The sequence below is a fragment of the Collinsella sp. TF06-26 genome (genome assembly GCF_002232035.1).
Lineage (GTDB): Bacteria > Actinomycetota > Coriobacteriia > Coriobacteriales > Coriobacteriaceae > Collinsella.
Genome location: NZ_NKXR01000019.1, coordinates 13,799 through 31,351 on the forward strand (window position 1 = coordinate 13,799; position 17,553 = coordinate 31,351).

17 protein-coding genes are annotated in these 17,553 nt (G+C 64.9%); 3 read left to right on the plus strand and 14 right to left on the minus strand.

Translation table 11 applies throughout. From position 1 onward, the window contains the following. Positions 1-59 precede the first annotated feature (59 nt). The 4 genes from eno to larC form a co-directional block, all read right to left on the minus strand. The gene (gene eno / locus CHY22_RS09155) at positions 60-1,349 is read right to left on the minus strand and encodes a phosphopyruvate hydratase (RefSeq protein ID WP_089573582.1); all 1,290 of its coding nucleotides are present in this window, start codon (positions 1,347-1,349) and stop codon (positions 60-62) included. 185 nt (positions 1,350-1,534) lie between these two features. Further along, positions 1,535-2,395, minus strand: coding sequence for a nucleoside triphosphate pyrophosphohydrolase (mazG, locus tag CHY22_RS09160; RefSeq protein WP_089573583.1), 861 nt, complete (start codon positions 2,393-2,395; stop codon positions 1,535-1,537). Positions 2,396-2,397: 2 nt separating this feature from the next. Further along, a complete protein-coding gene (gene yfcE / locus CHY22_RS09165) occupies positions 2,398-2,946 on the minus strand; it encodes a phosphodiesterase (RefSeq protein WP_089573584.1) in 549 nt (182 codons plus the stop codon). A gap of 72 nt (positions 2,947-3,018) precedes the next feature. Next, positions 3,019-3,504, minus strand: a complete 486-nt coding sequence (gene larC / locus CHY22_RS09170; RefSeq protein WP_089573585.1) for a nickel insertion protein — start codon at positions 3,502-3,504, stop codon at positions 3,019-3,021. A gap of 384 nt (positions 3,505-3,888) precedes the next feature. On the opposite strand from larC, the gene CHY22_RS09175 reads away from it, so the two are divergent. From CHY22_RS09175 to CHY22_RS09185, 3 genes are all read left to right on the plus strand, one after another. Continuing rightward, positions 3,889-7,455 carry an ATP-binding cassette domain-containing protein gene (locus CHY22_RS09175; RefSeq protein ID WP_089573586.1) on the plus strand — a complete coding sequence of 1,189 codons (3,567 nt, stop codon included), beginning with the start codon at positions 3,889-3,891 and terminating at the stop codon, positions 7,453-7,455. Beyond that, positions 7,455-7,874 carry a nitrous oxide-stimulated promoter family protein gene (locus CHY22_RS09180; protein WP_089573587.1) on the plus strand — a complete coding sequence of 140 codons (420 nt, stop codon included), beginning with the start codon at positions 7,455-7,457 and terminating at the stop codon, positions 7,872-7,874. The genes CHY22_RS09175 and CHY22_RS09180 overlap by 1 nt, the downstream gene beginning before the upstream one ends. Before the next feature lie 120 nt (positions 7,875-7,994). Continuing rightward, positions 7,995-8,906 (plus strand): PHP domain-containing protein, encoded by a 912-nt coding sequence (locus CHY22_RS09185; RefSeq protein ID WP_089573588.1) that lies wholly within the window; start codon positions 7,995-7,997, stop codon positions 8,904-8,906. Positions 8,907-8,933: 27 nt separating this feature from the next. Here the strand turns inward: CHY22_RS09185 and hisE are convergent, their stop codons facing one another. From hisE to hisG, 10 genes are all read right to left on the minus strand, one after another. Next, complete coding sequence (gene hisE, locus CHY22_RS09190) at positions 8,934-9,251, minus strand: phosphoribosyl-ATP diphosphatase (protein ID WP_089573589.1); 318 nt, start codon at positions 9,249-9,251, stop codon at positions 8,934-8,936. A gap of 15 nt (positions 9,252-9,266) precedes the next feature. Next, positions 9,267-9,494, minus strand: a complete 228-nt coding sequence (locus CHY22_RS09195; RefSeq protein WP_089573590.1) for a hypothetical protein — start codon at positions 9,492-9,494, stop codon at positions 9,267-9,269. Next, positions 9,491-9,832, minus strand: coding sequence for a phosphoribosyl-AMP cyclohydrolase (gene hisI / locus CHY22_RS09200; RefSeq protein WP_089573591.1), 342 nt, complete (start codon positions 9,830-9,832; stop codon positions 9,491-9,493). Before hisI ends, CHY22_RS09195 begins: the two co-directional genes overlap by 4 nt. 147 nt (positions 9,833-9,979) lie before the next feature. Next, the gene (hisF, locus tag CHY22_RS09205; protein ID WP_089573592.1) at positions 9,980-10,762 is read right to left on the minus strand and encodes an imidazole glycerol phosphate synthase subunit HisF; all 783 of its coding nucleotides are present in this window, start codon (positions 10,760-10,762) and stop codon (positions 9,980-9,982) included. A 3-nt stretch (positions 10,763-10,765) separates the two neighbouring features. Beyond that, positions 10,766-11,509: a HisA/HisF-related TIM barrel protein gene (locus tag CHY22_RS09210; protein ID WP_089573593.1), complete on the minus strand. Its 744-nt coding sequence runs from the start codon at positions 11,507-11,509 to the stop codon at positions 10,766-10,768. Further along, positions 11,506-12,207: an imidazole glycerol phosphate synthase subunit HisH gene (locus CHY22_RS09215; RefSeq protein WP_233502856.1), complete on the minus strand. Its 702-nt coding sequence runs from the start codon at positions 12,205-12,207 to the stop codon at positions 11,506-11,508. The genes CHY22_RS09210 and CHY22_RS09215 overlap by 4 nt, the downstream gene beginning before the upstream one ends. 79 nt (positions 12,208-12,286) lie before the next feature. Next, a complete protein-coding gene (gene hisB / locus CHY22_RS09220; protein WP_089573595.1) occupies positions 12,287-12,874 on the minus strand; it encodes an imidazoleglycerol-phosphate dehydratase HisB in 588 nt (195 codons plus the stop codon). Then, positions 12,875-13,990: a histidinol-phosphate transaminase gene (hisC, locus tag CHY22_RS09225; protein ID WP_168170440.1), complete on the minus strand. Its 1,116-nt coding sequence runs from the start codon at positions 13,988-13,990 to the stop codon at positions 12,875-12,877. Between the two features lies 1 nt (position 13,991). After that, on the minus strand, positions 13,992-15,428 hold the full coding sequence (gene hisD, locus CHY22_RS09230; RefSeq protein ID WP_089573597.1) for a histidinol dehydrogenase: 1,437 nt from the start codon (positions 15,426-15,428) through the stop codon (positions 13,992-13,994). Between the two features lie 105 nt (positions 15,429-15,533). Beyond that, positions 15,534-17,249 (minus strand): ATP phosphoribosyltransferase, encoded by a 1,716-nt coding sequence (gene hisG / locus CHY22_RS09235; protein ID WP_089573598.1) that lies wholly within the window; start codon positions 17,247-17,249, stop codon positions 15,534-15,536. Positions 17,250-17,553 lie beyond the last annotated feature (304 nt).

Here is a 17,553-nt window from a genome sequence, read left to right on the forward strand (position 1 = left end):
GGCGTCCAGCCAAGGCGGGGCGGAACCGAATCAGCCTCTCCCTCGCCAAATTCGCCCGTTTAGCGAATGTTGTAGAACGCGGCCTTGCCGGCGTAGCGCGCGCTGCCCTCGAGCTCGTCCTCGATGCGGATGAGCTGGTTGTACTTGGCGATACGGTCGCTGCGGCACGGGGCGCCCGACTTGATCTGGCCGGCGTTGACGCCCACGACCAGGTCGGCAATCGTGGAGTCCTCAGTCTCGCCGGAGCGGTGGCTCACGATGCAAGCATAGCCGGCCTCCTTGGCGGTCTCGATGGCCTCGAGCGACTCGGTGAGCGTGCCGATCTGGTTGACCTTGACCAGGATCGCGTTGGCGGCACCCAGCTCGATGCCCTTCTTAAGGCGCTCGGTGTTGGTGACGAACAGGTCGTCGCCCACCAGCTGCACCTTGTTGCCAATGCGACGGGTGAGCTCAACCCAGCCGTCCCAGTCCTCCTCGGCCATGCCGTCCTCGATGGAGATGATGGGATAGGTGTCGACGAGCTTCTCCCAGTAATCAACCATCTGGGCACTCGTGTACTCCACGCCCTCGCCCTTGAGCTCGTACATGCCGGTCTCGGCGTTGTAGAACTCGGTCGAGGCCGGGTCCATGGCGTACATGAAGTCGACGCCGGGCTTAAAGCCAGCCTTCTCGACGGCCTTGGTAATGTACTCGAACGGCTCGGCATTGGTCTTAAGGTTGGGCGCAAAGCCGCCCTCGTCGCCCACGCCGCCGCCCAGGCCGGCCTCGTGCAGCACGCCCTTGAGGGTGTGGTAGACCTCGGCGCACCAACGCAGGCCCTCGGCAAAGCTCGGGGCGCCCACCGGCATGATCATGAACTCCTGGAAGTCGACGTTATTGTCGGCATGCACGCCGCCGTTGAGAATGTTCATCATAGGTGTGGGCAGCAGGTGGGCGTTGACGCCACCCAGATACTGGTACAGCGAAAGACCCGCCGACTCGGCAGCGGCGCGGGCAACGGCCAGCGACACGCCCAGAATGGCGTTGGCACCGAGCTTGGTCTTGTTGGGGGTACCGTCCGCGGCGACCAGCGCGGCATCGACGGCGCGCTGGTCGAAAGCATCGAGGCCCACGACGGCGTTAGCGCACTCGTTGTTGACGTGCTCGACGGCCTGCGAAACGCCCTTGCCCAGGTAGCGGCCCTTGTCGCCATCGCGCAGCTCGCAGGCCTCAAAGGCGCCGGTCGAAGCACCCGAAGGCACCATTGCGCGGCCAAAGCTGCCGTCCTCGAGCACGACCTCGACCTCGACGGTGGGATTGCCGCGGCTGTCGAGCACCTCGCGACCGTAGACGTCCAAAATATCGCTCATGTTGTCTCCCTCTCACTTGGAAACGTAGTGGATGCAAGCGACCGGCTGACCGCGCACCGTCGGTGCGCCTCTGTAAGTTAGCCTTATCGCACTTTTTGCATTATGCCCTAAGTTAGCCAAGGGATACAATCTTTTTGAAAAATAATGGGGGCGATGAGAAAGTCCGTCCCGTCGCCCCCGCAGTCTTACTCCTCTGCCTTTGCGGCATCCCAGAGGTCATTGAGGCCGTGGGTCGAAAGCTCGGCCAGATCCACGTGGGCGTCGGCCGCCATCTGCTCCATCGCGGCCCAGCGGCGGCGGAACTTTGCCGTGCTGGCACGCAGGGCGCTCTCGGCGTCGATTCCCTCCTTGCGCGCAACGTTGACCAGGGCAAAGAGCAGGTCGCCAAACTCCATCTCGCGCTCGGGCGAGCCGGGAGCCTCGGCCTCAAACTCGGCACGCTCCTCAGCGACCTCGTCCCACACGTCCTGGACCGTCTCCCACTCAAAGCCCACGGCAGCCGCCTTGCGCGACACCTTCTGAGCCTGCATCAGCGCCGGCAGGTGCGTGGGCACGCCGTCGAGCAGACCCTCGGGCGCAGTCTCGCCTGCCGCCACGGCCTGGTCTTTGGCGGCCTTCTCGGCAAGCTTGACCTCGTCCCAAATCTTGAGCACCTCGTCGGAGCTCTCGGCATCCGCATCGCCAAACACGTGCGGGTGACGACGGATGAGCTTGGCGTCGATATCGCGCGCCACATCGGCAAGCGTAAACTCACCGGCATCCGCCGCAATCTGCGCATGCAGCACCACCTGCATGAGCACATCGCCCAGCTCCTCGCGCAGATGTGCCACGTCGTCCGCCTCAATGCAATCGAGCGCCTCGTAGGCTTCCTCGATCATGTTCTTGCCAATGCTCTGATGCGTCTGCTCGCGGTCCCACGGGCAGCCATCGGGCTGACGCAGGCGCCAGATGGTCTGCACCAGATGCTGCAGCTCGGCCGACGCGTCGACCAGCGTGGACAGGTCGCGCGAACCCTCGGCATTTTGCTGAGCCATATGCTCGGCCATGGCTATTCCTCCTCCAGGATCACGTGACGGAACGCGCCGCCCTCGTAGATGCCGTAGCTGTGCGCACCGTCCTTGGGAATGCTCACGCTGCCGGGGTTGAAGAGCCACAGGCCCGGGTGCGCGGCGCTTGCCTCGTTAACCTTGATGTGCGTGTGGCCGTAGACGAGCACGGAGCCCTCGGGCAGCGCGGGCGCGTGGTCGACGCTGTTGTGCATGCCGGCGCCAAAGACGTGGCCGTGCGTCAGGAACAGCTCGCGACCGGTCTCGTCGAACAGCGTGGCGTAGTTGGCCATGACGGGAAAGTCGAGGACCATCTGGTCGACCTCGGCGTCGCAGTTGCCGCGCACCGCGATGATGCGGTCGGCCAGGGCGTTGAGCAGCGGAATCACACGCTTGGGGGCGTAGTCGCGCGGCAGGTCGTTGCGCGGGCCGTGGTAGAGCAGGTCACCCAGCAGCACGATGCGGTCGGGCTGCTCGGATTCGATGGCGGCGACCAGGCGCTCGGTCCAGTATGCCGAGCCGTGGATGTCGGAGGCGATGAGGTATTTCATGGGGAGTCCTTTCGGGTGGGGTTGATGGGGGCTGAATACGGGGTCCGGCGGATGTGGAGCCCATCTACCGTGCTACTCGAATCGTAGCGCCGCGCTCTGAGCCGCCTGCATCACGCGTTGGAGTGGCACGCCATGTTCGCGGGCAAGACGGGCGCAATCCTCGTACTCGGGAGCCGCGCGCTCGCTGCCGTCTGGCAGGGTCGCCACCTTAACGGACACCTCGCCCCAAGGCGTCGCTACCTGCTCAAAACGACGCGGCAGGCAGACGCGTTCCATCACCTGGCGACGAACGGCGTTGGTCGTGGTCTCCAAAAAGATAATCGTCTGTAGGCGCTCGATATCCTCGTGCGAGCAGATCACCTGCAGCTGCCAGCCGGGGCGACCTTTTTTGCAGTAGAGAGGCAGCCAGTGCACCTCGCGCGCACCTGCCTCGCGCAGGCGGTCGGCGGCATAGGCGAGTACCTCGGGCGATGCATCGTCGATGTCGCACTCCAGCTTGACGATGGTTTCGGGCGCATCGGTCTCGCGGGACAGCGGAGATGTACTTCCACGTTGCATACGGTCCGGATCCTTTCCGCACGGGCTCGTTTTGTTCACCCAAACGCTAGCACATCGGACGTGGCACAGGCGTGACTTTCGTCCGTCGCCGCCCTCGCCCCTATCCAAACATGTACATCAGCCTCCAAACATGTCATTTTTTGCAGCTTTCGGAGGCTGACGTACACGTTTTGGAGCGGGGCCGCACACGATCAGAATTGCGCCTGCACTCCGTCCGCCATAAAGTTCGCTGCACTCAACAATTTTGGACTTTCTACGCAGTTCATCGGCTAAAAAATTACCCTCGGCATACTTACCTGCTGCACGATGTTACTCTAGTTGCATTTGGCTAACTAATCGGCTGCCGAGGACCCCGCCCGACACCGTTACGGCATCGGAGGTTTCATGTTCGAGAAGCGGCTCTTCTCCCTGGTTCCGCAGGCAACGCCCTACATTGTGGCGAGCGTCCTGTTTAAATGGATCGCGCTCATGGCAAACATCACGGTGATGTGGGTGCTTGCGCGCATCTTGGGCGGCATCGTCACGGACGGTCTTTCCGCCGCGCTCGCCGTCGATGCCCTCGCACAGGCGGCCTTGCCGCTCGCCGGCGCCATCATCGTGCGCGCCGCCGCCATCTATCTGGCGCAGCGTTCCGGTGACAAGGCCGCCTTCAAAGCCGTCCGCCGCGTGCGTTCGCTCGTCTACGACAAGCTCACCGCGCTCGGCCCGTCCTATACCGAAACCGTCCCCACCGCCGAGGCCGTGCAAACCAGCGTGGAGGGCGCCACGCAACTCCAGGTATACTTTGGCGGCTATCTGCCGCAGCTCTTTTTTGCCGGCCTGGCACCCATCACGCTGTTCGTGCTGCTCGTAGGCCAAGCGGGACTTCCCGCCGCGCTGCTGCTCGTATGCGTCCCGGTCATCCCCATCTCCATCATGATGGTCATGCGCAACGCAAAAAAGATCGGTTCCGAGTATTGGGGCAGCTACGTCGATCTGGGCGGCATGTTCCTGGAGGCCGTTCAGGGTCTTACCACTCTTAAGGTGTATCAGGCCGACCGCGACTGGCACAAGCGCATCAACGCCGAGTCCGAGCGTTTCCGCACAGCGACCATGCGCCTGCTGGTGATGCAGCTGCGCTCCATTTGCGTTATGGACCTGGTCGTCTATATGGGCGCCGCGCTCGGCATTATCGTAGCCACGCTGCAGCTCGCCACGGGCAAAATTGGCTTTGAGGCGGCCTTTCTAGTCGTCTTTCTGTCGCAGGAGTTCTTTTTGCCCATGCGCCGCCTGGGATCGCTGTTCCACACGGCCATGAACGGCATGGCCGCCTCGCGCCGCATGTTTGGCATTTTGGATACGCCCGAGCCCGAGCGCGGCGATGTTGAGCTTGACGGTCGCGGCGATATCGAGCTCGCGGGCGTGAGCTATGCATACGGCGACCGCACGGTGCTGGACAGCGCCAGCGCGACCATTGCGCACGGCTCGCTCGTGGCACTCGTGGGCGAAAGCGGCGGCGGCAAGTCCACGCTCGCGGGGATTATCGCGGGCCGCAAGGGTGCCTACCGTGGCAGCGTTCGCATTGGCGGCGTCGAGCTGCGCGATGCCACGGCCGCCTCACTCATGCGTGCCGTCACCCTGGTGCCCACCAACGGCTACCTGTTTGCCGGCACCCTGCGCGACAACCTGCTGCTCGCCCAGCCCAACGCCACCGACGCCGAGCTTTTGCGCGCGCTCGGCCGCACGCGCGTGGCGGCCTTTGTGCAGGCCAACGGCGGGCTCGACATGGTGATTAACGAGGGCGGCACCAACCTTTCGGGTGGCCAGCGCCAGCGCGTGTGCATGGCACGCGCCCTGCTGCACGACTCGCCGATCTATGTGTTTGACGAGGCTACGAGCAATGTGGACGCTGCGAGCGAAGCCGCGATCGGCGAGGTCATCGCATCGCTTGCCGGCGAGCACACTGTAATTGTGGTGGCACACCGCCTGTCGACGATCGTGGACGCCGACCAGATTCTGGTGCTGGAACGCGGTCGCATTGCCGAGCGCGGGACTCACGGCGAGCTCTTGGCAACCGCGGGCGCCTATGCGCGCATGTGGAACAGCCAGGAGCAGCTCTCGGCATATGCGTATGCGGAGGGTGATGCCGAGGATGCCGGCGCGGTTGAGGCTGTTGACGGCAGCACCGCCCGTACCGATGGCCTCAACGGTGCCGGCTCGTCTTCCGCTGCCGCGGTGCCTGACTCCGGCCGCGCCCGTCGCTCGGCGCCGTCCATCATGTGGCGCATGATGGGGCTCGTCCGACCGCTTGCCGGCTGGCTTGTGCTAGCCGTCGCGCTGGGCAGCATTGGCATGCTCACCGCCGCGTTCGTGCCGGCCTTTGGCGCCCTTGGCCTTATGGCCGCGCTGGGCCGCAACGCCTTGGGGCTTGGTCTTATCGTCACATGCGCGGCCTGTGCCGCCTGCGGCATCGCGCGCGGGCCGCTCCACTACGGCGAGCAGCTCTGCAACCATTACATCGCATTCCGTCTGCTCGCACACATTCGCGACCTGGTGTTTGGCGCCCTGCGCCAGCTCGCCCCCGCCAAGCTCGAGGGCCGCGGCAAGGGCGAGCTCGTGAGCCTGGTCACCTCGGATATCGAGCTGCTCGAGGTCTTCTACGCGCACACCATCTCGCCCATTGCCATAGCTCTGGTCTGCACCGTTGTGTTTGAGGGCTTTTTGCTGGCTGTGAGCCCCGAGCTCGCGGGCATCGCGCTCGTGGCCTACGCGGTCCTGGGCGTGCTGCTGCCCCTGACCTCGGCCAAGGCATGCGGCACCACCGGCCGCCAGAGCCGCGAGGGCGCCGGTAAGCTGGGCGCCTTTGTACTCGACAGTCTGCGCGGCGCGGGCGAGACCATCCAGTTTGCCGGTGGCACCGATCGCAGCCGTGCCCTGGGCAAGCTGACCGAGCAAGTCGGCGCCGTGGACGCGCGCCTCAAGCGCCGCCAGGCGGTCAGCGAGGCCGTAGCCGATGCGCTTATTCTTGTGGCTAATCTGGTGATGCTCGGGCGTGCGCTGCAGCTGGTGGCTGCGGGAACGATTGACTTTGCCGCAGCGTTTGTCGCCGTCTTTACCTTTGTGTCGTCGTTTGGCTCGGTGATGGCCGTGAGCCGCCTGGGCGCCTCACTGCAGGAGACGCTCGCCTCGGGCGCACGCGTGCTCGATTTGCTCGACGAGCAGCCCCAGTGCGCCGAGGTCGCCGATGGACAGAACGTTGAGTTTGCCGGCGCCGCAGCCGAGCATGTGAGCTTTAGCTATGTGGGCGGCGTGGACGCGGGCGGTGCGGGCGCCACAGAGCAGGTCGCGAACGACACCGCTGCGAGTCTCATCCTCGACGACGTGACCTGCACCTTTGCGCCCGGTACCATGACCTGCATCATGGGGCGCTCGGGTTCGGGCAAGTCGACGCTGCTTAAGCTGCTCATGCGCTTTTGGGACCCCGCAGCCGGCACCATCACGGTGAGCGGCGTCGATGCCCGCCACATCAACACGGCGAGCCTGCGCAGCCACGAGGCCTATATGACCCAGGACACGCATCTGTTCTGCGGCACCGTACGCGAGAACCTGCTGGTCGCGCACGCCAACGCCACCGATGCCGAGCTGCTCGACGCTTGCCGCTCCGCCTCACTCACCACGCTCATCGACCGTCTGCCGCAGGGACTCGACACGCCCGTTGCCGAGCTGGGCGACTCGCTTTCGGGCGGCGAGCGCCAGCGCATCGGCCTTGCGCGCATCTTCCTCAACGACGCACCCTTCATCTTGCTCGACGAACCCACCAGCGCGCTCGATGCTCTCAACGAGGCGTCCGTGATGCAGGCAATCGACGAGCTCAAGCGCCGCGGCAAGACCATTGTGCTCGTGAGCCACCGTGCCAGCACCTGCGCGTTTGCCGATTTCTCGCTTTCGGTCGAGCACGGGAGGCTGAGCTAATGGCGCGCCCAGTCGACACACCGGAGCTAGCACGCAAACGTGAGCGTGAGGCCCAAATGGTGTCGCAGATGATTGCGCTGTGGTGTCGTGGGCATCATGGCGGCGGGCATGTGGTCGAACAGGCTGGCGGCGATGAGTCCGTGCGCGTGAAACTCGGCCTTCGAACCATTACGCTCTGCCCCGAATGCGCCGAGCTGCAGAAATACGCCATCGCGCGCATTGAGCACTGCCCGCACATGGGCACCAAGACATTTTGCTCGGCATGTCCTTCGCATTGTTACCGGCCTGCCATGCGCGAGAAGATCCGCGAGGTTATGCGTTGGTCGGGACCGCGTATGATCCGCTATCGCCCCATCACCGCCGTGAGACACGCGATGGTAACAGTGCAGGCCAAACGCGCGGCGGCACGAAGCAAGTAGTCGCCGGCGCCGGCACGCGCCGCCCCGCCTTTCCACTCGATTTCGGCACCCGGCGTGCGCGGCGTGTTGAGAGCTGCACCATTACAATGGAGCGGATTCACCAAATGCAAAGGAGTCGCCATGCCCGCCTGCCCGCTGGTCGATTGCCATACTCATACCTCGTTCTCGGACGGGCACGCCTCGTTCGAGGACAACGTCCGTGCCGCTGCTGCCGCCGGCTGCCGCGTCATGGTCTCGACCGACCACCTTACCCTGCCCGCCAGTATGGATGCTAACTGCGAGGTGCAGGTCGTCGAGGGCGACTTGCCGGCACATCGTTTGGCCTTTGAGGACGCCCGCAAACTCGCCGCGCAGATTGCGCCGGAGCTCACCTTTATCTACGGTTTTGAATGCGATTGGTACGAGGGCTGCGAGCCCTTGGTAGAGCACTGGTCCCAGGGCGCCGTCGTACGTCTGGGCAGCGTGCACTGGATTGGCAACCCGGGCGATATTGCGGCAGGCGCCGCGGGCACGGCAGGGACAGAGGACATCGCGCGCCCCGATACACCCGATTCCCTTTGCGGTTGGATCGACGACGATACCAACTTGCATGTTTGGGAAAACTTAGGCGTGCGCGGCGTGTGGGAGTGCTACGTCGACGACTGGTGCCGTGCTTGCGAAAGCTCACTCAACTTTGACGCGATGGCCCATCCCGACCTGGTCATGCGCTTTTCGAAGGACGGCTTTGCACCCGACTTTGACCCCGCGCCGTTTTGGGAGCAGATGGCCGAATGCGCCCACGATACGGGTCGCCGCGTTGAGGTCTCGACCGCCGCACCGCGCAAGGGGCTCGACGATTACTACCCCGCGACCGGGCTGTTGCGCCGCTTCGCCCATGCCGAGGTGCCCATCACCTTTGGCTCGGACGCGCACCGCGCCTGCGACATCTGCTGGAACATCCGCGAGGCCCAGGCCCACGCCTACGACTGCGGCTACCGGGCCTTCGATATCCCCCACCCCACCGGCGAATGGGAATCCACGCCCCTCGCCTAACTAGTCGTTTAAGAACGTCCCCAATGACTAGTGGCGGCGGGCGTTGAGTTCGCCGGCCAGTTCGTCGAGGGTGATGCCGTAGCGCTCGAGCGTCACGAGCAGGTGGTAGATCAGGTCGCCGGCCTCGTAGCGGATGTGATCGTGGTCGTTATCCTTGCAGGCCATGATCACCTCGCTCGCCTCCTCGGCAAGCTTCTTGAGAAGCTCGTCCTCGACGTCGGTCAGCAGACGCGCGGTATAGCTCTCCTGCGGCGATGCGTCGCGACGACTGTGAATCACCTCGGCCAGTCTCGTCAGCGTCTCACCGATGTTTCCCGGCTGCACGTTAGCTGTTCTGACTCCCATGGTTATTTCCTCTCGTTACTGCAGCGTAAAGTAGGTACCGGCCTCATCGAACCGAGGCTTTGCGCCCTTTTTCTCAAAGAACTCGACGATGACGGCATGGGCCTCATCGAGCCTTTCCTTCTCGGCCTCGAGCCAAAGCGACTGCGCCCCGCAGGCATCAGTCAGGTGCACGCGGCATGGCACGCCCGCACGGAGGAGCTCGGTGTTGCATTCGGCGACCTCGAACGGCGTCACGACTTTCATCGCACTCCCCCTTCCACGCGCTTAAAGAAGCAGGTACGGTTGCCGGTATGGCAGGCCGGGCCCGGTGAGTCCACCTTGACCAGCAGCGTATCGCTATCGCAGTCGGCCCAGAGCTCCTTGACCTCCTGCATGTTGCCACTCGTCGCGCCCTTGTTCCAGAGCTCCTGACGGCTGCGACTCCAAAACCACGTGGTCCCGGTCTTGAGCGTCAGCCCCACCGATTCCTCGTTCATCCAAGCAACCATAAGCACCTCACCGGTGTCATGCTGCTGAACCACGCAAGGAATCAGCCCGCGGGCGTCGTATTTAAGCTCGGTAGCATTTATTACCTCAGTCATCATTTCTCCCAAGTAACAAACGAAATCCCACAGGTCGGCGAGGGTTGTCCAGGTGCCGCAGGTTGCCGCGAAAGAGGAGCGACGCGTACTTTGGTACGCGAGCGACGGTTTGAGCGGCAAGATGCGGTGCCTGGGCAAGCCGCAGCACTAGAAGTCCAGCCTCACAGGGATGCCTTGGCTGGCCATATACTCCTTCACCTGGCGAATGCTGAAAGTTCCAAAGTGAAAGACGCTGGCCGCCAGCACGGCATCGGCCTCGCCCTCGATCACGCCCTCGGCAAAATGCTCGAGCGTGCCCACGCCGCCGCTTGCGATCACCGGGATCGGCACCGCGCGCGCCACGGCGCGGGTGAGTGCCAGGTCGAAGCCAGCCTTGGTGCCGTCGCGATCCATGCTGGTGAGCAAGATCTCACCGGCGCCGCGACGAGCCGCCTCCTCGGCCCACGCCACCGCATCGATACCCGTGGCGTTGCGACCGCCCGCCGTGAAGACCTCCCACTTGTCGGCATCCGGCTGACCGGGCAGGCCCACGCGCTTGGCATCAATCGCCACGACCACGGCCTGGCTGCCAAACGCCGCGGCGGCCTGGCTGATCAACGACGGATCGCGCACGGCGGCAGAGTTAAGCGACACCTTGTCGGCACCGGCGGCAACCATGGTTCGCATGCCCGCCAAGTCGCGGAAACCGCCGCCCACGGTATAGGGAATAACGAGCTCCTCGGCCGCGTGCGCCGCCATCTCGATGGTCGTCGCGCGGTTGTCGCTCGTCGCGGTAATGTCCAGGAAGACGACCTCGTCTGCACCCTCGCGGTCGTAGGCGCGCGCCAGCTCCACCGGGTCGCCAGCATCGCGCAGGCTCACAAAGTTGACGCCCTTGACCACGCGGCCGTCCTTAACATCCAGACAGGGAATCACGCGTTTGGCAAGCATGGGCTACTCCTTCCCTCGGGCGGCGGCCAACGCCTGGGCCAGCGTAAAGTTGCCCTCGTAGAGCGCACGACCGGTAATGGCACCCTCGATGGCATCCTCGCCCACCGCGGCCAGTGCGCGGATATCGTCGAGCGTCGAGATGCCGCCCGAAGCCACGACGGGAAAGCCCGCGACCTCGGCCACATGGCGATACGCCGCCACGTCGATGCCCGTCTGCATGCCATCGCGCGCGATGTCGGTATACACCAGATGCTTAAAGCCCAGCTCGGTGAGCTGCGCCACGGCGTCGTCGAGCGCCACACCCGCGCCGTCGCGCCAACCATTCACCTTGACCTGGCCGTCACGGGCGGCAATGTCTGCCACCAGTAACTCGCCAAAGCCTTGCGCCGCCACCTCGGCAAATCCCGGCTCGGTCACGAGCACCGTGCCTAGCGCGATGCGACGCGCGCCGTAGCCGGCCAGCTCGTCGATGCGCGCGAGCGAGCGGACACCGCCGCCCACGTCCACGGACAGGCCGTCGACGCCGCAGATAACCTTAATCGCCGCCGAGTTGGCAGCGCACGCGTCCTCGTCCTCGCCAAAAGCAGCGGACAGGTCGACGACATGCACCCAGTTCGCGCCCTGCTCGGCAAACGAGCGGGCGACGGCGACGGGGTCGTCGGAATATACCTTGCAGCGGCTGCGGTCGCCGCGCTCCAGGCGCACAACCTTGCCGCCAATCAGATCGATTGCGGGAAACAGGATCATCGGCCAACCTCCTCGACGATGTTGACGAAGTTCTTAAGAATGCGCTGACCAAGCGCAGAGGATTTCTCGGGATGGAACTGACAGCCCCACACGTTGCCATGACGCGCGATGCACGGGAAGCTCCGCGTGTAGTGCGTGCGCGCCAAAACATCAGCGGCATCGGCGTCGTCGGCCACCGCGTAGCTGTGGGTGAAGTACATGTTGGCGCCCTCGGCAAAACCGGCGAGCAACGGATCGGCCGCGCCGGCGGACGTCATGTGCACCTGGTCCCAGCCCACGTGCGGCACCTTCAGGCGACTCGACTCCAAGCGCGTGCACGAACCGCGCATGATGCCCAGGCCATCGACCCAGGGACCACCGGCCTGCTCGGAGGCATCGTCGTCCGCGTCCGCGTCCTCGTTCGCAGGCACGCCCTCGTTGCCGCGCTCAAAAAACAGCTGAAGGCCCAGGCAGATGCCGAGCAGCGGAGTTCCGGCGGCAACGGCATCGAGCACGGCCACCTCCTCGCCGCTCTGACGCATAAAGGCGATCGCGTCATAGAACGCACCCACGCCCGGGATGACCAGGCCGTCGGCGTTGCGGATCTGCTCCGGATCGTCCGACGTGCAGGCGGCAGCACCGGCGCGCGCAAGCCCGCGCACGACGCTCGACAAGTTGCCCTTGTGGTAGTCGACCACCACGATCTTCGGTTCGCCCACGCGACCCCTCCACTTCTCATCATCCAAAACCACCACAAAGAGGACAGGCATCTTCGTGGTGGTTTTACCCTTGTGACGGTTACAGCGAGCCCTTGGTGCTGGGGATACCCTGCACGCGGGGATCGAGTTCGCAGGCGCGGCGCATCGTGCGGCCCACGGCCTTAAAGGCGGCCTCGATAATGTGGTGCGAATTGCCGCCCGCCAGCTCGCGCACGTGCAGCGTGAGCTTGGCATCGCGCGCAAAGGCATAGAAGAACTCGACGGCCAGCTCGGTATCAAAGCTGCCCACGCGCTCAGTCGGCACGGGCAGCTCGCAATAGGCCTGCCCGCGACCCGAGATATCCACGGCGGCCATCACGAGTGTCTCGTCCATGGCGATCGCCGCGTCGGCAAAGCGCGTAATACCCGCCTTGTCGCCCAGCGCCTGGCAAAACGCCTCGCCCAGCACAATGCCCGTGTCCTCAACGGTGTGGTGCGCGTCGACCTCGACGTCGCCCACCGCATGCACCGTCAGATCGAACAGGCCATGGCGGCCAAAAGCGTTGAGTATGTGGTCGAAAAACGGCACGCCGGTCGAGATATCGCACACGCCAGATCCGTCCAGGTCGAGCTTTACGACAATGTCGGTCTCGCCCGTCTTGCGGGTTACCTCGGCATAGCGGTCCATCTACATCTCCTCCTTCACCAGCGCGGCAAACGCGGCCAGCACCTCGTCGTTTTCCTGCGGCGTACCCACAGTGATGCGCAGACAGTCCGCAAGCCCCGGCGCGTAGCTAAAGTCGCGCACCAAAATCGAATACTCGTCGCGCAGACGCTCGCGCACGCGCGTGGCATGCGGCGTGCGCACGAGCACAAAGTTCGCCGCGCTCGGCCATGCCTCCACGGGCATGCCATCGGCAGCCATTGCGCGCAGGGCGCACAGCTCGCGCTCGCGCTCGGATGCGATCTGTGCCACCACGGGCGTGTAGGCATCACGGGCACGCACGCAGGCAAGTGCTGCCGCCTGGCTCAGCACGTTAACTGAATAGATCTGGCGAATCGCCGCGAGCACGTCGACGACCTCGGGTGCCGCAATCACATAGCCCAGACGCGTGCCGGCGGCGCCAAACGCCTTGGACAGCGTATGTAGAATCACCAGGTTGGGATGCTCGGCGATAAGGCCTTGCGCCGTGGTGGCCGCGCCAAACGAATCGTCGGCAAACTCCACGTAGGCCTCGTCAACCATTACCATGCCGGGGCACGCATCGCACAGCGCCGCGACAAAGTCGAGCGGTGCCACGTCACCCGTGGGGTTGTTGGGCGAGGTCACGATTGCCAGGTTACACTCGGGTGCCGCCGCAAGCACGGCGGCCTGGTCGAGCTCAAAGGTCGCGGGGTCGCGCCACACGTCGCGCACCTCGGTCTGGCAGAGCGACGCAAAGAACGCATACTCGCTAAAGCACGGCGGGCAGTTGAGCAGGGTCCGTCCCGCGCCGCCAAACGCCAACAGGTAGTTATAGAGCAGCTCGTCGCCGCCGTTGCCCACGCAGACATTCTCGCGCGCCACACCATGCCAAGCGGCAAGCTCGTCGCGCAGGTCGTTCGACATGGGATCGGGATAGCGGTTGAGCGGCGTGGCAGCCAGGGCCGCATCAACCGCCTCGCGCACGCCGACCGGCACGGGATAGGTGTTCTCGTTGGCCGAGAGGTTGATGCGCGTGGGCGTAAAGTTAGGATCGTAGGGCTCAATGCCGGCCAAGTAGGGCTGGACGAGCTCCTTCATGCGCGGCGTGAGTTCGGCCATATTAGGCCTCCTTGCCAGTCGCGCCGGCGCCATCCGCGCTTGCAGCCGCCAGGTCCACGCCCTCGGCAACCGTCGCCACGGCGTCGCCCGGCCAGGCAACCTTGGTCAGGTCGGCCGCGGCGAGCGACTCGGCGCTCACGGCATCCTCGCCCTGCTCCAACACGCGGCGGCGCAGTGCGGCCGAAAGCGCGTGTGCCCACAGACCCTCGGCCTCGGCCAGGCGCTGCGTAGCGGGAGCATCGGAGAGCAGGCCCTCGGGTGTATAGCAAATGACACTCGAGCGCTTGACGAACTCTTCGACCGAAAGCGGGTTGGAGAACATGGCCGTGCCGCCGGTCGGCAGCGTGTGATTGGGGCCGGCAACGTAATCGCCGAGCGGCTCGGAGCTCCAAGCGCCCACAAAGATGGCGCCGGCGTTGCGAATGCCGCCGAGCAGGCCCATCGCATCCTTGCAATGCAGCTCAAGGTGCTCGGGCGCCACGGTGTTCACTGCCTCGACGGCAGCCGCCATGTCGGCGGCCACCACGATAGTGCCTTCGTTGTCGAGCGAGGCACGCGTGATCTCGGCACGCGGGGACTGTGCCACCAGGATGTCGATACCTGCCTCAACCTCACGCGCAAACTGCTCGTCGCAGGTCACCAGATAGCAGGCCGCCAGCGGATCATGCTCGGCCTGGGCCATCAGGTCGGCCGCGACCACCATGGGCTTGGCCGTGGCGTCGGCCAGCACGCAGACCTCGGAGGGACCGGCGACCATATCGATACCCACATCACCCGAGACAATCTGCTTGGCGGCGGCAACAAAGGCGTTGCCCGGGCCGGTAATTTTGTCGACGCGCGGAATGGTCTCGGTGCCGTACGCCAGCGCGGCCACGGCCTGGGCGCCGCCCACCATATAGATTTCGTCCACGCCGCCGAGCTTTGCCGCGGCGAGCGTGTAGGGGCTGATAAGGCCGTCCTTTTGCGGCGGGGTCACCATAACCACGCGCTTGACGCCGGCGACCTTGGCGGGAATGGCATTCATGAGCACGGTGGAGGGATACTGCGCGCGACCGCCCGGCACGTAGATGCCGGCCGCCGCGAGCGGGGTCACCTTGACGCCGAGCATCGTGCCATCCGCACGCGTGGTAAACCAGCTCTGCTCGACCTCGCGCTGGTGGAACTCGCGAATCTGACGCGCGGCCTTCTCGAGCGCGGCGACAAAGGCAGGGTCGAGGCCTTCGAGCGCGGCATCGATCTGCTCCTGCGGCAGACGGAAGCTCTGCAGCTCGACACCGTCAAAACGCTGGCAGTAATCGCGCACCGCGGCATCGCCGTTGGCGCGCACGTTGGCCACGATATCGCGGGCGGCGTCGACGATGTTTTGCGGCAGCACACCCTTGCGGTTGAGCTGGTTGGTAACGAGGCGCTCACCGGGAGCAAGCTTGATGGTCTTCATATCGGTATCCCCTATCGGTCGAGGTTGTGTTCCAAAAACGAGAGGCCGGGCGGCGGCGCCAATCGGCCCGCAGCCCGTACGTTGGGGCGCCCGTGCGCGCTCGCGCTATTGTGCCGAGCCCGCGACGGGCTCAAAATGCTTGTCCTTCACGGCAGTCGCCAGGCGATCGGCCAGGTTGCGAACGCGCGGGTCCAGGCGCGCGGCGCCCGGGTTGACAAAGAAGCGGGCCGTGCAGTCCATGATGCGGCCGGTGATGACCAAGTCGTTGTCGCGTAGGGTGGCACCCGTGGCGGTAATGTCCACGATGCGATCGGTCATGCCGACGATGGGCCCCAGCTCGATATTGCCGTGCAGCGAGACGATGTCGGCGTTCACGCCGCGCTCAGCATACCAGGCACTCGCGATGCGCGGGTACTTGGTTGCCACGCGAAGCGACCCGCGGCGGGCATAGTTGCGCTCGGCCTGACCGGCGCGCCACGCGGGCTCCGCCTCGATAAAGGTGCACAGGCCGTAGCCCAGATCGACCAGCTGCAGCAGGTTGAGGTCGGCCTCGATGAGCGAGTCCCAACCGCAGATGCCGCAATCGGCACCGCCGCAGCCCACAAAGGCGGGCGCATCGCTGGGGCGCACGATGACAAACTCGATATCGCCGACCGCGCCCTCGCCGGCACGCGTGTCGCGGCCGCGCACGATCAGGTGACGGCCGGGATCACGCAGCTCAGAGACGTCCAGACCCGCGGCCTCGAGCACGTCGAGCGTGTCGGCCTTGAGCGAGCCCTTGGGCACGGCGATGCGCAGCGGGCCCTCGGCGCCACGGCCCGCGGCATGGTCGCCATCGGAAGCGGCATCCTCGGCCGAGGTGCGCGCGGCCTCCAGGCGCTCGAGCGAAAAGGCGAAGCCCGCCGCCGGCACCTCGATACCGTCGCCAAATGCGCCGGTAAAGATGGAGTCATAGCGTCCGCCCGAACCGACCGGATCGGGCAAGGCGCCGGCATAGGCCTTAAAGACCAGGCCCGTGTAGTAATCGAAAGAGTTCATGATAGAGAAGTCGAACGACAGCACCTGGGCGTCCTCGGGTGCCAGGCCCTCGACCAGGGCACGCAGCTCGCGCGTCAGCGGCGCGACGATACCGGCGGCCTCCAGCAGCGCGTCCACGCGGTCGAGTACCTCGGCGCCGCCGTGCAAGCGCGGCAGCTCGCTAATGGCGGCCTTGACGGCATCGGACTCGGCGCTTGCCGCCACGCGGGCATCGAGGCCCACAAAGTCGTTGGCGTGCACGCAGCGCAAGGCCTCGGCGGCCAGCTCGCGATCCTCGCATACCGCGAGCAATTCCTTAAACGGACGCACGCTGCCCGCGATAATGCGCGCATCGGGCAGCGCCAGCTCGCGCACGGCCTCGGCCACCAGCGAGACAATCTCGACATCGCCCGCGGTATCGCCCGCACCGATAAGCTCAAAGCCCAGCTGCGTAAACTGACGCGAGCCACCGGCATTGCGCTGGCACTCGCGAACCACCGGCGCCTCATAGCGCAGGCGCAGGGGCAGGTCGGCCGCGCGCATGCGGGTCGAGACCAGACGCACGATCGGCAATGTGTTGTCGGGACGGACCACCAGCAGACGGCCATCATCGTCAAAAAGCTTAAACGGCGTGTCCGCGATGCGGCCGCCTTCCTCGAGTGAACCCTTGTCCTCGAGCAGCGGCGTTTCGACCGGAAGGTAATGATGCTCCCTGAAGCAGCCCTTCACCGTATATGCGATCTCCTCGCGCGCCTGAGCCTCCTCGGGCAATATGTCCCGGAACCCCCACGGTGTGGCCGTCATCTGGTGAGCCTCCTCATGCTGTGTTTCATATAGAGCAGAAGACCGGCATAGCTCCGCCGGTCTTCTGGGTACTTTAGCATACTAGAGTGCTTGCGGGGAGAATCGTCTCTCACGGCTCACAGCGTATTCATTTGGAAACATTGGAACGGATTGCCCGCGGCCCGCCTCTACAACGAAGGGCATCGAAAGTCCATCCGAAAAAACGTCCGAGCTCCCGCTCGCTCAGCGGAAGAGTTTACAGACGAGGGCCGGGGAGGCATGCTTTGTTTTGAGAAGTGGGCTCCGCGAACTTCTCAAAACAAAG